Origin of the sequence: Xenorhabdus yunnanensis, from assembly GCF_028598805.1 — a bacterium.
Lineage (GTDB): Bacteria > Pseudomonadota > Gammaproteobacteria > Enterobacterales > Enterobacteriaceae > Xenorhabdus > Xenorhabdus yunnanensis.
In genome coordinates this window covers 26182-41255 of sequence record NZ_JAQRFI010000041.1, presented here as the reverse complement: position 1 = coordinate 41255, position 15074 = coordinate 26182, and the positions used below count along the sequence as shown (strand labels likewise).

The 15074-nt window shown below is 42.9% G+C and carries 9 protein-coding genes; all 9 read left to right on the top strand.

Features of this window, described 5'->3' with window-relative positions:
• Positions 1-98 precede the first annotated feature (98 nt).
• Positions 99-908 carry an alanyl-tRNA editing protein gene (locus tag PSI23_RS22975; RefSeq protein WP_273555932.1) on the top strand — a complete coding sequence of 270 codons (810 nt, stop codon included), beginning with the start codon at positions 99-101 and terminating at the stop codon, positions 906-908.
• A 329-nt stretch (positions 909-1237) separates the two neighbouring features.
• The gene (locus PSI23_RS15510) at positions 1238-1744 is read left to right on the top strand and encodes a prepilin peptidase-dependent protein (protein WP_273555931.1); all 507 of its coding nucleotides are present in this window, start codon (positions 1238-1240) and stop codon (positions 1742-1744) included.
• On the top strand, positions 1741-2352 hold the full coding sequence (locus PSI23_RS15505; protein ID WP_273555930.1) for a prepilin peptidase-dependent protein: 612 nt from the start codon (positions 1741-1743) through the stop codon (positions 2350-2352). The genes PSI23_RS15510 and PSI23_RS15505 overlap by 4 nt, the downstream gene beginning before the upstream one ends.
• A 23-nt stretch (positions 2353-2375) precedes the next feature.
• Positions 2376-2834 (top strand): YgdB family protein, encoded by a 459-nt coding sequence (locus PSI23_RS15500; RefSeq protein ID WP_273555929.1) that lies wholly within the window; start codon positions 2376-2378, stop codon positions 2832-2834.
• Positions 2831-3199 (top strand): prepilin-type N-terminal cleavage/methylation domain-containing protein, encoded by a 369-nt coding sequence (locus tag PSI23_RS15495; protein WP_273555928.1) that lies wholly within the window; start codon positions 2831-2833, stop codon positions 3197-3199. The genes PSI23_RS15500 and PSI23_RS15495 overlap by 4 nt, the downstream gene beginning before the upstream one ends.
• Positions 3199-6621: an exodeoxyribonuclease V subunit gamma gene (recC, locus tag PSI23_RS15490; protein WP_273555927.1), complete on the top strand. Its 3423-nt coding sequence runs from the start codon at positions 3199-3201 to the stop codon at positions 6619-6621. Before PSI23_RS15495 ends, recC begins: the two co-directional genes overlap by 1 nt.
• Positions 6622-6672: 51 nt before the next feature.
• Positions 6673-9558, top strand: coding sequence for a pitrilysin (ptrA, locus tag PSI23_RS15485; RefSeq protein WP_273555926.1), 2886 nt, complete (start codon positions 6673-6675; stop codon positions 9556-9558).
• On the top strand, positions 9555-13190 hold the full coding sequence (gene recB / locus PSI23_RS15480; RefSeq protein ID WP_273555925.1) for an exodeoxyribonuclease V subunit beta: 3636 nt from the start codon (positions 9555-9557) through the stop codon (positions 13188-13190). The genes ptrA and recB overlap by 4 nt, the downstream gene beginning before the upstream one ends.
• A 5-nt stretch (positions 13191-13195) precedes the next feature.
• The gene (gene recD / locus PSI23_RS15475; RefSeq protein WP_273555935.1) at positions 13196-15073 is read left to right on the top strand and encodes an exodeoxyribonuclease V subunit alpha; all 1878 of its coding nucleotides are present in this window, start codon (positions 13196-13198) and stop codon (positions 15071-15073) included.
• Position 15074: the final 1 nt, after the last annotated feature.

Below are 15074 nucleotides of genomic sequence, written 5' to 3'. Positions count from 1 at the left end.
ATCGCCCTCGTAAAACACGAGATTACAAAACACCGAATGAGTTATTTAAAGGAGTACCCACTCATTTACTTCGTTCATTACGGTGTTGCGCTTAATATGTGAATCCAAGTTATATTATTATTACGGATAATAGCCCATTTTACCCTGAAAACTATAAATGGGGGGATCAAAAAAGTGATATTGGCGTTATAGCCTTTAGTACCCATATATTAAATATTGTCAAAACTTATACTGCGGCTGTCATTGACGGACAGATTTATATTGACCAGAGTATATCTAATAAATTAAATTCAGAAGATAAACTTATTCCAGTGCACTATTTAGAATCATTAAATGGGCTGGAAGAAAATTTTATTTTAGATAGAAAAATTATTATAGGTAAAAAAGTTAAATTATCTGTTGATGCGGAAGCCAGACATAAAATCAGTGCAGCGCATAGCATGACTCATTTTATGTCTTTGGCTCTGAACAAGGCGGCCAATAAATATTGGAATAAAAATTATGATACAGATAGTTTAGGCAATTTTAACTTGGATAAAGCATCAATATTTAAATCATCAATTTCTGAATTGCAATCCATAGATATATATCGATTTGGTAAATCGATAAAGAAAAAAGGATTTGATAAGGCAGCCTTTTTGCAGGACATTGATAGTGTTAATGAAGAAATTAATCTTACCCTGAAAAATTGGTTGTCAGTAGGGAGCGAAATACAGGTTGAATACATATCAAAAAATATCGAAGATTTACGATTATGGAAAAGTACTGTAGAAAATCATCCAGTTGTTATCCCTTGTGGTGGGACTCATATAAAAAACACAGAAGAAATAAAGGATGTTAAAGTGGAAATAAATTCAGGAGAAAGTGATGAATATATTGAAATTATAACACACTGCAAGTTGAGATAATAAAGATGATTAGCTTTGAATTGATGTCCATATTTATTTTATTGGTGTTGCTCTCTTATCTGACTTCTAGCCCGGATTGGGCTGTTTTTCCATCAGTAGTCTATTACAGTTTCACAATATATAGACAAACAAAAAAGAAACCATTTTATATACTATGAAGTGTAAATGTTATTTTGTGAACTGCTACGCAATCAAAATGTAAAAAAGTAACACGTCTGCTTTTTCTTCAAATCTCTTCGCATAATCAAATAGTGACACTGTTTATTCTATTTCTAATAGTAGATATTTCCCTTGACCAAAATCGTGAACGATATATAAATCAGGGAATAATGGCGTATAAATGTATTAGCAAGCAAAATGGATTTACGTTGTTAGAATTAATGATTGCGATGCTCATCATTTCGATCAGTTTGTCTTGGGGTTTGTATCATTGGGGGGAATATCAAAACCGTCTGCGTTTACAATCTTCAGTGCATAATGTGTTGTCTTTTATGGAAAGGCAGCAGGCTTTGGCAAATTATTTGAATCAGGATCGTACCTTATGGTTGGTGGTAGGGCGGCATTGGTGCTTGGTATCGTCTGTGACCAAAATTACTGATTGCAATGAAAATGATGGGGAACGCCTTAATTCTCCTCATGAAGATGTATTTCTGTCATTTTCCACGGCTGATCGCATTGATTTTTATGGGATCAGAAATACAGCAATGCCAGCGAGTTTCACTCTGGCAAACTCGGCAGGTGAAATTAGTGTCGTAATTTCGGGACGTGGCCGAATTAGGACATGCAGTAATACAATTAATCAGCTTCCTGATTGTGAGGGAATAAAAAATCCATGATTCTGACTATTTTCTGTTTTAAACCAAAACAGGAAGGATTTTCCTTGTTGGAGATAATGATAGCTCTGCTAATCAGTAGCGTGATTTTTATTGCCATGACGAAAACGTATCCGGTTATATCAAGCCAAATTCTCGATCTCTATCGTAAATATAGATTGCATTATTTGGTGAATAGAACGGTCTATTTAATGGAGAAAGATATCCGACGGGCAGGTTATTGTCAGGAGAGAAAACAGTGTGAAGGTGATCCATTGGTAATTAAAAATAAAAATACAGAAGCGGCTAATTCTTGTTTTATTGCTGCTTTTGATCTCAATTTAAATAATCGATGGGAAAAACTTGGTCATATTGAATCTGAATTTTTTGGTTATCGTTTAAATAACCGGACTCTTGAGTGGAAGAGAGGGGCAGGAGATTGTCAGGAAGGTGGTTGGGAAAGATTATTTGATCCAAAAGAGATTGTCATTGATGCCTTTCATCTTGAAAAATCACGGATAAAAAGTGGGGTGATTTTTATCACTCTATCCATTAATGCCCATTGGTTGAAATCCTCATCGATTGTGCATCGTCATCAAACGACAATTCGGCTGCGTAATATCAGGGAATAAATATATCAGGATATGAAGAAAATATGGCAGATAAGCAACAGGGAAATGTTTTGCTGGTATCAATAATGATGCTATTGGCACTGAGTTTGATGATGTTGAAAGCGCTCCATTATCAACAGGAAAGCGCGATGCTCATGATGATGGATGAACAAAATTATTTGAATGCTTTTCTGCGGGCTGAATCATCACTGATATGGGGAAAGGCTCAATCATGGCCGATTAATCAGCAGGAAATGGGCGCTTGGTTTTGTCTGCAACAAACTGAATTTAATTTGAAAAGTTGCCTCAGGCACTATTCAGGTAATCTTTTTTTATTAAAAGGTGTTGCTCAATTCACATCAGGGGAAAAGCTTGAACTTTATCAATGGATGAAACAGATGAAACATTCAAATCAAGATACACTTATTCCTGCAACACTGGCTCCTGTTGAAAGTGGTTGGCTGGATTTTTGCCCCGTTACTCAGGCTGAATTTTGTTTATGAAAATGCACAGCTTACTTGGGCGACAAGCGGGAATGAGTTTACCAGAAGTCATGGTTGCGTCTGCCGTATTTGCGATCTCTTTATTGGGTTTAATGCGTTACCATCAAGCACTGTCAGCCAATTTTCAACAATATTGGGGGCAGCTTAAGGCGGTACGATATGCCCATGATCAGTTAGAACAATATGAACGTTGGGAAGGCCAGATTGCACTAAAGAAGACAGAAGTGGAGGAGCAGAGATGGAAAATGGAATTTCAGCGAGAATTTCACTCTTTGGGATGCTATCAAGTAACGATTAAATTGACAGTACATTACAATAAACCAAGTAAATTAGAACGCTGGTTTTGCGCAGGTGGGGAGTATTGATGTTTAGAGTTTATCATTCAAATCAGCTCGATATTCTTAAGGAGTTGATGGCGATATTGATCGGGGATAATCCCTTGTCTGACCCATTTGGCAAAGAAGTGATTTTGGTTCAAAGCCCGGGGATGTCACAATGGTTGCAGATTCAATTGGCAGAAAAACTGGGCATTGCTGCGAACATGGAATTCCCGCTGCCTGCAACCTTTATCTGGCAGATGTTTACTCAAGTATTGCCTGATGTTCCCAAAGACGGTGCTTTCAGTAAGGATGCCATGAAATGGAAATTGATGACTCTGCTGCCTGATTTATTGACGGAGCCGGAGTTTTCAGCGCTCAGGCATTATCTTGATCAAGATATTGATAAACGCAAGATCCACCAGTTGGCTGGCCGGATTGCCGATCTGTTTGACCAATATCTGGTTTATCGCCCACGATGGCTAGAAAGTTGGGAAAAGGGTCAATTAATTGACGGCTTGAGCAGCAATCAGTTATGGCAAAAAAAGCTATGGTTTGAACTGACAGAATATACTCGCCAATTACAACAGCCTTTGTGGCATCGCGCCAATTTATACCATCGATTTATCACAATATTGGAAGAAGGAAATTTTCCATTGGAGAATCTTCCTCCGCGCATTTTCATCTGCGGCATCTCTACATTACCCCCTGCCTATCTGCAAGTATTTAAAGCATTAGGTAAACATATTGATATTCATCTTATGTTCACTAACCCATGCCAATATTATTGGGGAGATATTCAGAGTTATGCGTTTCTTGCCAAGTTAAATAGCCGGAAACCCAAACATTATAAAAGCCGCCAACTACTGGAAAGATTCAAAGATCCAGAAAAGGCCCCATCGCTTTTTAATGAAGAAGGGGAGCAGGAGCTGAACAACCCACTGCTGGCATCTTGGGGAAAATTGGGCAGGGATAACCTCTACCTGCTATCACAACTGGAGCCGGATTCTGATGTTCATGCTTTTGTTGAATTAGAGCCTGATTCTATCTTGCATCAAATCCAGCGGGATATCTTTAATCTTGAAGATCATACCCAAATTGGCTCTACAGAAAATACCTTCAAAAATAGTCTGAAAAAGCGCTCGATTGATTATGCTGATCGCTCTCTGACTTTTCATTCATGTCATAGTCCGCAGAGGGAGATAGAAGTATTGCAGGATCAAATTCTGCATTTGTTGGATGATGATCCTGCACTGACACCGAGGGACATCATTGTGATGATGGCGGATATCGACAGTTATGCCCCTTATATTCAGGCCGTTTTTGGCAATGCACCCAATGACCGTTATATCCCCTTTGCCATTTCTGACCGTAAAGTTCGGCAGGCACATCCGGTCTTACAGGCATTCATTACCTTGCTGGATTTACCACAGAGCCGATTTACGGCAGAGCAGGTACTGGCATTATTGGAAGTTCCCGCTTTAGCCAATAAATTTGCTATTCAGGAAGAAGGGCTGCGTTTATTGCGGCGTTGGGTAAAAGAATCAGGGATTTGCTGGGGGCTGGATGATGACAATATTGAAGCACTGTCTTTACCAGTTACAGGGCAGAATACTTGGCGCTTTGGTCTGACGCGCATGCTGTTGGGCTATGCAATGGATAGTCAGGCAGGGCCATGGAATGAGGTTTTGCCTTACGATGAGTCCAGTGGCCTTGCGGCCGAATTAGCGGGGCAATTGGCTGAGTTTTTAATGGAACTGAATCGCTGGCGTAAAATTTTGAGCGAAGAACAGCGATTGACGGATTGGTTAGCCATATGTCCGCAACTGCTGGAAACTTTTTTTGAAGCGGATGATGAAATCGAACTGGTTCTGGCGCTTATTACGCAGCAATGGCAAAAAGTGATTGATAATGGCCTGAATGCATACTATGGAGAGAGCATTCCTTTGGTGCTGTTGCGCGATGAACTGGTGCTTCGTTTTGATGATGAGAAGATCAGCCAGCGCTTCCTTGCAGGCTCCCTCAATTTTTGCACCCTGATGCCTATGCGTTCCATTCCTTTTAAGGTTGTTTGCCTGCTGGGAATGAATGATGGGGTTTATCCAAGAACCATACCACCACTTGGGTTTGATCTTATGGTAGAGAAAACTCAGCGAGGGGATAGGAAACGGCGTGATGATGATCGTTATCTCTTTCTGGAGGCGTTGGTTTCGGCTGATCAATTTCTTTATATCAGCTATATCGGTAAATCGATTCGAGATGATACTGAGTGCAATCCATCCGTATTGGTCAATGAATTACTGGATTATATTTGCCAGAGTTTTTGCTTATCCGCTGATGAAATGTTGAATGTTGATGATAGTGCCAGAAATGTCAGAAAACATTTACTTTCACAGCATACTCGTGTGCCTTTTGCGACGGAAAATTTCTTGCCTGACCACTATTCACAAAGTTATGCCGCAGAATGGTTGCCAGCCGCGACACAGCAAGGTGTTTCAGCGACTGATTTTTGTCAGCCGATTGCCTTTGATCGCAGTGAGGTAAAAGAAATTGCATTAGATGAATTGATCCGCTTTTATCGACATCCTGTCAGGGCATTTTTTCAGCAACGGTTGAAAGTGCATTTTGTCATTGAAGAGATGGAGCTGCCTGAAGAAGAACCTTTTGTATTGGATAACCTGCAACGCTATCAATTCAACCAACTGCTGTTAAGCATTCTGATTGAACAGGGAGCACCTGAATCTTTGTTCTGCCATCTCCGTGCATCAGGAGGATTGCCATACGGCTCCTTTGGTGAGGTTTATTGGATGGAACAACTAGAGTCCATGCAGCCACTGGCCACTAGGGTACGTGAAGAGAGAACAGAGCCTTTTTCCATTGAGCTATATGAGAAATTAGACACTGTGATATTGACCGGAAAAATTAATCAGGTACAGCCTGATGGAATTTTACGTTGGCGACCAGCGAACTTAACGGCTAATGATGGTATCCAATTATGGATTGAACACCTTGCCTATTGTCTTTCAGGTGGTGCCAGTGAAAGCCGCATATATGGAACGGGCAAAAAGGGGAAAAAAGAGAAGGAAGATAAAAAGGTTTCAGAATATCGTTTCTTACCGCTAGAACAGGATGAAGCGAAAAAATATCTGAACCAAATGGTCGAGGGCTATCTTCAGGGAATGTCTGAGCCTCTTCCCTTGTTTTGCCGAAGTGGTTGGGCATGGCTGGTTGACTGTTTTAATAAGGAAACTCGGGAAATCGATTTCAGTGAAGAAGTGCAACAAAGCGCTGAAAATAAATTGATGGAACAATGGCTGGGAACACATGACAGAAAAGGGGAAAGCAGTGATCATTACGTACAACGGGCTTTCCGGCAGGTTGATCAATTACTTTTGGAGCGCATGAAGCGTGAAATTCAGAGTTATTTGTTGCCTATGGCCTATTATTCAAATGGCTCATTACTCAAGTAGCTCATTACTCAAGCAGCTCATTATTTAAATCATTAGGGAGCATATTAGGTTATGCCTAAATATATTATCCGCATCATGACGATGCTCTTTCTGCTATTTTGTGGGGTTACTGCATATGCGCAATCGCCTTGGCAGCCGTTGCCAGATACGATTCACAAAAGTGATCGGGATCCTCGTCAATATAAAGCCATTCAATTGCCAAATGATATGACAGTTCTGTTGGTTTCTGATGAAAAAGCAATTAAATCATTGGCTGCCGTATCTATTCCGGTTGGTCACATGGAAAATCCAGATAATCAGCTTGGTCTGGCTCACTATCTTGAGCACATGGTATTAATGGGTTCCAAGCGTTACCCTCAACCGGGAGCATTTGCCGAATTTTTGCAAAAACATGGGGGAAGCCGTAACGCCAGCACAACTGCTAACCGAACTGCATTCTATCTGGAAGTTGAAAATGATTCCTTAGCCGAAGCGACTGAGCGCCTGGCGGATGCTCTTGCTGAGCCTTTGCTGAACCCCGTGAATGCTGATCGTGAACGCCATGCCGTCGACAATGAAATGACCATTGCTCGTGCGGGTGAAGGGCATCGTATATGGCAAATCCGTTCCGAGACCATTAATCCTGCCCACCCCAATGCCCGCTTTGCTGGCGGAAATTTAGAAACGCTCAAAGATAAACCTGACAGCAAATTACAGACAACACTGGTTGATTTTTACCAACGCTATTACTCTGCCAATTTGATGAAAGGAGTTGTGTATGGCAATCAATCAATCGATAAATTGGCTCAGATTGCTGCCGAAACTTTCGGTCGTATCCCGAATCGACACGCTTCGGTGCCTGCTATTACAGTTCCTGCAATAACAGATAAAGAAAAAGGCATCATTATCCATTATGTGCCAGCACAACCTCATAAAGCGTTGCAACTGGAATTCAGCATTGCCGACAATAGTGCAGATTTTCGCCGCAAAACAGATACCTATGTCGGATATTTAATCGGTAATCGCAGTCAAAATACGTTATCTGACTGGTTACATAAAAAAGGTTTAATCGAAGGCATTGATGCAGGGGCAAGTCCAAAAACTGATGGCAATTCCGGGACGTTTAATATTTATGTTGCGCTGACGGATAAAGGGCTTGAGCAGCGTGATCAGGTTATAGCAGCCATTTTTTCTTACATTAACCTGTTAAAACAACAGGGTATCAACAAGAATTATTTCGATGAAATGGCTAAGGTTCTTAATTTGTCGTTCCAGTATGCGTCAATCGTGCGGAATATGAACTATATTGAAGGGCTGTCCGATGCCATGCTGATATTGCCTGTTTCCCATGTTCTGGATGCGGGGTATGTTGCAGATGGCTTCAATCCAAAAGCGATAGCCAGCCGTTTGGATGAATTATCACCTGAAAATGCACGTATTTGGTTTACCAGCCCAACTGAGCCACATAACAAAGAAGCTTATTTTGTACAGGCTCCGTATCAAGTCAATAAAATTACCTCAAAGCAGCTGGCGGAATGGAAAAAACTCGAACAGGGAGATTTATTCTCTTTGCCTGAGTTGAACCCTTATATTCCTGATGATTTATCCCTGATTAAAACATCTGGCAGCCAAAAACACCCTGAAATGATTTTGGAAAAGCCAAATGTTCGTTTGCTGTATATGCCGAGTCAATATTTTGCCGATGAACCTAAAGGCAGTATTACACTGGAGATGCGTAATCCTAATGGATTGAAAAAAATCAAGGATCAGATTTCAGATACATTATTGGGTTATTTATCTGAACTGACACTTAATCAGTTGGGTTATCAGGCTTCAGTTGGGGGGATGAGCGTTTTTACAGGTTATGTAGATGGTTTGAAGATCGGAGTCAGCGGTTATACGCAACATTTACCCGAGTTGTTAACTTCAGCAATTAATCAGTATATCTCGTTTACACCGACTCAAGAGGAACTGGCTCAAGCGAAATCATGGTATCGGGAACAACTGGAAGTCGCTAATAATGGCAAGGCCTTCCAAATGGCAATGCAGCCAGTTTCCCGCCTTTCTAGTGTGCCTTACTTTGAACAGGCAGAAAAATTGAAGGTACTGGATACCATTACCGTTGATGATATTGTGAAATACCGTCAGAGCATGATCCAACACTCAGCTTTACAGGCTTTGGTTTTCGGTAATTTAACTGAGCAGCAGAGTATTAACATCGTTCAATCAGCACAGAAGCAACTCGCTAATCAAGGGACAGTATGGTGGACTGGCAATCGAATTGTTATCGACCGTAATTATGCGGTTAATTTTAAAGGTACGGCTAACAGCACAGATAATGCATTGGCGGAAATCTATATTCCGACAGGATATGACCACATCAACGGCAAAATTTATTCCGGTTTGCTGAGTAGCATTTTGTCACAGTGGTTCTATGATCAATTGAGGACGAAAGAACAGCTTGGCTATGCAGTTTTTGCTTTTAACCAAAATGTAGGTAAACAGTGGGGATTGGGTTTCTTGTTGCAAAGCAACAGTAAGCAACCGGATTACCTGTATAAACGCTACCAGAGCTTCTATCAACAGGCTGATAAAAAGCTGAAAGCGATGTCTGATGCTGAGTTTGAGCAGTATAAAAAATCTCTGCTGAAAGAGATGCGTGAACCGCCACAGACTTTCTATTCAGAAGCAGGTCGCTATTATGCGGATTTTGGGCGCAATAACTTTAAGTTTGATACACGTGAGAAAACCATAGCAGCGATGGAAAAAGCCACTAAAGCGCAGCTCATCGCGTTTTATGAAAAAGCAGTGATTAAACGTCAGGGATTGGCTCTGATTTCCCAAATTACAGGGAAAAAAGGCACAGCTCATCAATATGCTGAGATGAAAGGCTGGAAAACTTACGACTCTGTGTCAGGTTTCCAGAAACAATTACCGATCAAGGTGAATGCTCAGTGAGCAAAGCTATAAAACTTAACCCGTTAACACTGCCGCTGTATGGTCAGCGGCTGATCGAAGCTTCAGCAGGAACGGGAAAGACTTATACAATAGGCTTGCTGTATCTGCGTCTGTTACTGGGATTGGGCGGCTCTGCCGCCTTTTCTCGTCCGCTGAATGTCGAAGAGATTCTGGTTGTTACCTTTACAGAAGCTGCAACGGATGAATTACGTGGACGTATCCGCGAAAACATCCATCAACTCCGCTTGGCCTGTATACGGGAAGAAACAGTCGTTGGTGATCCGGCTTACCAGCAATTGCTGGATGAGATTCCTGACAAGGAAAGTGCAGCCAGTTGGTTATTGGCCGCTGAACGCCAGATGGATGAGGCTGCGATCTATACCATCCACGGTTTTTGCCAGCGAATGTTGGTACACAATGCGTTTGAGTCAGGTGTATTGTTTGAGCAAACGCTGATTCAGGATGAAAGTCAGCTACGTAAACAAGGCTGTGCCGATTTTTGGCGGCGTCATTGTTATCCCCTGCCATTGCCGATTGCTGCGGAAATCAGCCGGATATGGAGTGGGCCGGAAGCATTATTGAAAGATATTTCTGACTATTTACATGGAGATATGCCGTATATCGTCAATGCGCCTGATGGTGATGAAACGTTGTTTAGCCGTCATCAGAAAATCATTGAACAGATTGATTCGATAAAGCGTCAGTGGAATGATGCCGCCTCTGAGTTAGAAATGCTAATCACTAATTCAGGTGTTGATAAACGTAGCTATAGCAAAAAGCATTTACCCAATTGGCTGAATAGTGTTTCTGAGTGGGGTAGATCACCCACCAAAGATTATCTGCTGCCCAAAGATTTGGATAAATTTTGTCAGTCTCGTTTATTGGAAAAGACCAAAAAAGGAGAGGCTCCTCAGAATGCGCTGTTTGAAGCTATTGATGGTTTATACCAACATCCTCTGACATTAAAAGACATCATTATCTCCAAAGCGATTGTGGAAGTTCGCCAATCGGTTAATCAGGAGAAATTGATGCGTGGCTACATGGGCTTTGATGATTTACTGACCCGCTTGGACAGTGCTTTGCGACGTGCAGGAGGAGGGCAGCTTGCAGCAACCATTCGGCAGCGCTATCCCGTCGCAATGATCGATGAATTTCAGGATACTGACCCACAGCAGTATCGCATTTTTCAGGCCATATATTGCCCTCAATCAGAAAGTGAACAGCCGGAAAATGGCTTACTGCTCATTGGCGATCCCAAACAAGCGATTTATGCGTTTCGAGGGGCAGACATTTTTACCTACATTCGCGCTCGTTCTAACGTTAAGGCTCACTACACGCTGGAAACTAACTGGCGTTCTTCTGCATCAATGGTGCAAGCCGTCAATAAGCTGTTTTCTCGCCCAGAACGTCCATTTTTGTTTGAACAAATCCCATTCATTAACGTTAATGCAGCGGAGAAAAATCAGGGGCTGCGATTTTCTTTTCATGGTGAGGAGCAAGCTGCTTTGCGTTTTTGGTTACAGTCTGGTGAAGGCGTTTCCAAAGGGGCATATGAACAAAGCATGGCCCGACAGTGTGCTGCCCAAATACGGGATTGGTTGCAGGCAGGACAAGAAGGAAAGGCTCTTTTATGTCATATAGAAAAAGAGCAGGCAGAAAAAGAGCGCCCGGTTATGGCGGCAGATATCACAGTATTGGTACGTGATCGCCGGGAAGCATCATTAATCCGTAATGAATTGAATGCGCTGAAGATACCATCGGTTTTTCTTTCCAACCGAGAAAGTGTGTTTGATACGCTAGAAGCAAAAGATTTGCTTTGGCTATTACAGGCGGTATTGGCTCCGGAAAAAGCGCGTGAATTGAGAAGTGCATTAGCCAGCAGTTTATTTGGCTTAAGTGCACAACAAATTGATCAATTGAATCACGACGAAACGGCGTGGGATCGTTTGGTTGATGAGTTTGATGATTATTCCCGTTTATGGCGTTCTCGTGGCGTATTACCCATGTTGCGGGCAGTAATGGTGAAATATCGGATAGCGGAAAATTTGTTGGCAGGTGATGATGGTGAACGCCGGCTTACAGATGTTATGCACATTGGTGAGTTATTGCAGGAGGCATCTCAGCAATTAGATAGCGAACATGCCGTGGCTCGTTGGCTGGCACAACAGATTTCACGCCCGAATCCGCAATCAGAAAACCAGCAGCTACGGCTGGAGAGTGATCGACATCTGGTGCAGGTCTGTACCATTCACAAGTCTAAGGGACGGGAATATCCGTTGGTTTGCTTGCCTTTCATTTGTGGTTACAGAAAGCAGAAGCAGGCTGTCTATCATGATCGCCATAACTTTGAAGCCTATCTCAATATTTCCCATGATGATGAAACATTGAAAGAAGCCCTGGAATTGGCTGATGAAGAGCGCTTGGCTGAGGATTTACGCTTGCTTTACGTAGCATTAACGCGATCGGTTTATCACTGTAGTGTTGGTGTGGCCCCGCTTATCAAAGGGAATAGAGGGAAGGCTGGTGACACGGATTTGCATTTGTCTGCTCTTGGATACCTGCTGCAAAAAGGACAGAAAGGTGATGCAGAACTATTGGTAAACAGCCTAAATGAGCTTTGTGATGACAGCATAGAGATCAAGCTGGTGGAAGATATCACTGATTCACAGTGGTGCTTGCAAAATGAAAATATTCTGTCGCTGGAAGCCAGAAGGTTTCAACGTTCCGTTCGGGATGACTGGCGGGTGACGAGCTATTCGGGTTTACAATACTCGTCTTCTCATGCTGCCTCTCATGCTTATGTTGGTGCATTTGGCGAATCTGTAGATGTGATTGTGCAATCCATTTCTCCGAAGCTGGATATTGATGCTCGTGGTGAAAAGCAGGAAGAACAGTCATTACAAATGACTCCGCATACTTTTCCTCGTGGGACATCTGCGGGTACATTTTTGCACAGTATTTTAGAGGATCTGGATTTCGGCAATCCTCCGGATCAGGCGTGGTTAGTGGAAAAACTGACCGCATCAGGATTTGATGAAAATTGGGCACTTGTATTGGATCAATGGATAGAGGATATTTTGGACGCAGAACTGAATGAGCAAAGTATGCGACTTGCCAGCGTGCCTCGCCATCACCAGCAAAGTGAAATGCAGTTTTACCTGCCAGTGGATAAGTTATTGCATTCAAAGGAAATGGATGCCCTGACTCGTCGCTATGATCCACTATCTGCGCAATGTGCACCACTGTCCTTTCATCAGGTCAAAGGCATGTTAAAAGGTTTTATTGATTTGGTTTTTTGCTGGCAGGATCAGTTTTACGTGGTGGATTACAAATCAAATTGGTTGGGTGAAAACAGCCAGTCATATACGCAAGAAGCGATGGCAAGAGCCATGATAGAGCATCGTTACGATTTGCAGTATCAGCTTTATACTCTGGCCCTGCACCGTTATTTACGTCACCGGTTAGCCAATTATGATTACCGTCAGCATTTTGGTGGCGTGATATACCTGTTCCTGCGTGGTATTGATAATAATAATCCCGGGCATGGCATCTACCATTATTTACCCCCCTTTGAATTTATTGACAAACTGGATACGCTTTTCAGTGATGCGGGTGAGGAACAAAGCGTATGAATTCCATGATGTCATTATTGCAGCAGGCAGTGAGCCAGAAGTTGCTGCGTCCTTTGGATGTGCAGTTCGCTTATGCGATGGTTGAGGATGAAAACCCTCTGTTACTGTTAATTACAGCACTGTTAAGTGCTGAATCAGGCGCGGGGCATGTCTGTTTGCCACTGGAACGAATCTCGCCAAAATATTTTTTTGAAGGCAGACAACCTGAATTAGCTGCATCGCTTTGGACCTTGGCCGGGGAACCCGATCCACAGCAGATACTGGCTGAGTTGCAGGCCTGTCCTGCGGTGAGTGTAGGGGAGTTTCCTACACCGATGATCCTTGCTCATCAAGGAGGGGCTGATTGCCGTCTGTATTTACAACGCATGTGGCAAAGTGAACGGCGTGTGGCAGATTTTTTTGCTGCGGTAGAGTTGACTGATACTTTTGATGAAATTCAGCTACGCCGTATTTTGGATGAGCTTTTTGGTGTCACTACCGAAGAAGACGTTGATTGGCAGAAAGTTGCGGCGGCAGTGGCTGTAACGAGCCGAATTTCTGTGATCTCTGGTGGGCCGGGAACCGGAAAAACCACGACAGTGGCTAAATTATTGGCCGCCTTGATCAAATTGCATGAAGGAAAAAAATTAAGCATCCAATTGGCAGCGCCAACAGGTAAGGCGGCGGCAAGATTGACAGAATCACTTAGGGAAGCGGTCAAAAAGCTCGATTTGACATCAGAACAATGGCGTAGCATTCCAGAACAGGCGCAAACTATCCATCGTTTATTGGGGGCGCAACCCGATAGCCAGAAACTGCGTTATGGTCGTGATAATCCGTTGTCCCTTGATATTTTGATCATTGATGAAGCCTCAATGGTGGATTTACCGATGATGGCTCACTTGATTGATGCTTTGCCGTCACGGGCGAAGGTTATTTTCTTGGGGGATAAAGACCAGCTTGCATCGGTTGAAGCAGGTGCGGTATTGGGTGATATTTGCCGCTTCGCCGAACAGGGCTATAGTGCCAAACGTGCCGAGCAGTTGGGAAGATTAACCGGATGTGAGCTGACATCTTATTCCTCTCCATATTCTGATGAAAACGCTTCCGTAGTGCGGGATTGCTTGTGCCTGCTGCGTAAAAGCTATCGCTTCAACTCAGTTTCTGGCATTGGGCAATTGGCATCGGCAGTGAATCGGGGGGATCGTGCGGGTGTCGCTACGATGCTGAGTCAATCTTTTCCTGATGTTTATTTTTATCCACTTTCAGCGGATGAAGATTACCAACGTCTGTTGGCTGAAACTGCTGTGGGTTACTACCAATATTTGGCGATGGTAAATGAACGGGCATCGGAAAAAGTTATTTTGGCCGAATTTAACCGTTTTCGATTGTTGTGCGCGTTAAAGGAAGGCCCTTTTGGTGTCACCGGACTGAATCAGCGAGTGGAACAATTACTGCACAGGAAAGGTGTTATCACCCTGCCAAAAAATATAGAGAGCCGTGGTTATGTCGGACGTCCTATCATGATATTGCGTAATGACAGTACTCTTGGGCTGTTTAACGGAGATATCGGGATTATGCTCAGAAATCAGGATAATGAGCTGAAAGCTTATTTCCAGTTGTCGGATGGGCAGATTAAAGGGTTTCAGCCGAGTCGATTGCCTCAACATGAAACGGCTTATGTGATGACTGTGCATAAATCTCAGGGCTCTGAATTTGAGCATACGGCCTTGGTGTTACCAACTCAATATTCACCGTTAGTCAGTCGCGAATTGGTATATACCGCTTTGACCCGGGCTAGGGAGAAATTGACTATTTATGCCCATAAGCCAGTGTTGGATAAAGCTGTGGCTACAGCAACACAGCGGCGAAGCGGGTTGGTAGAATGGTTCAACCCGCAATAAA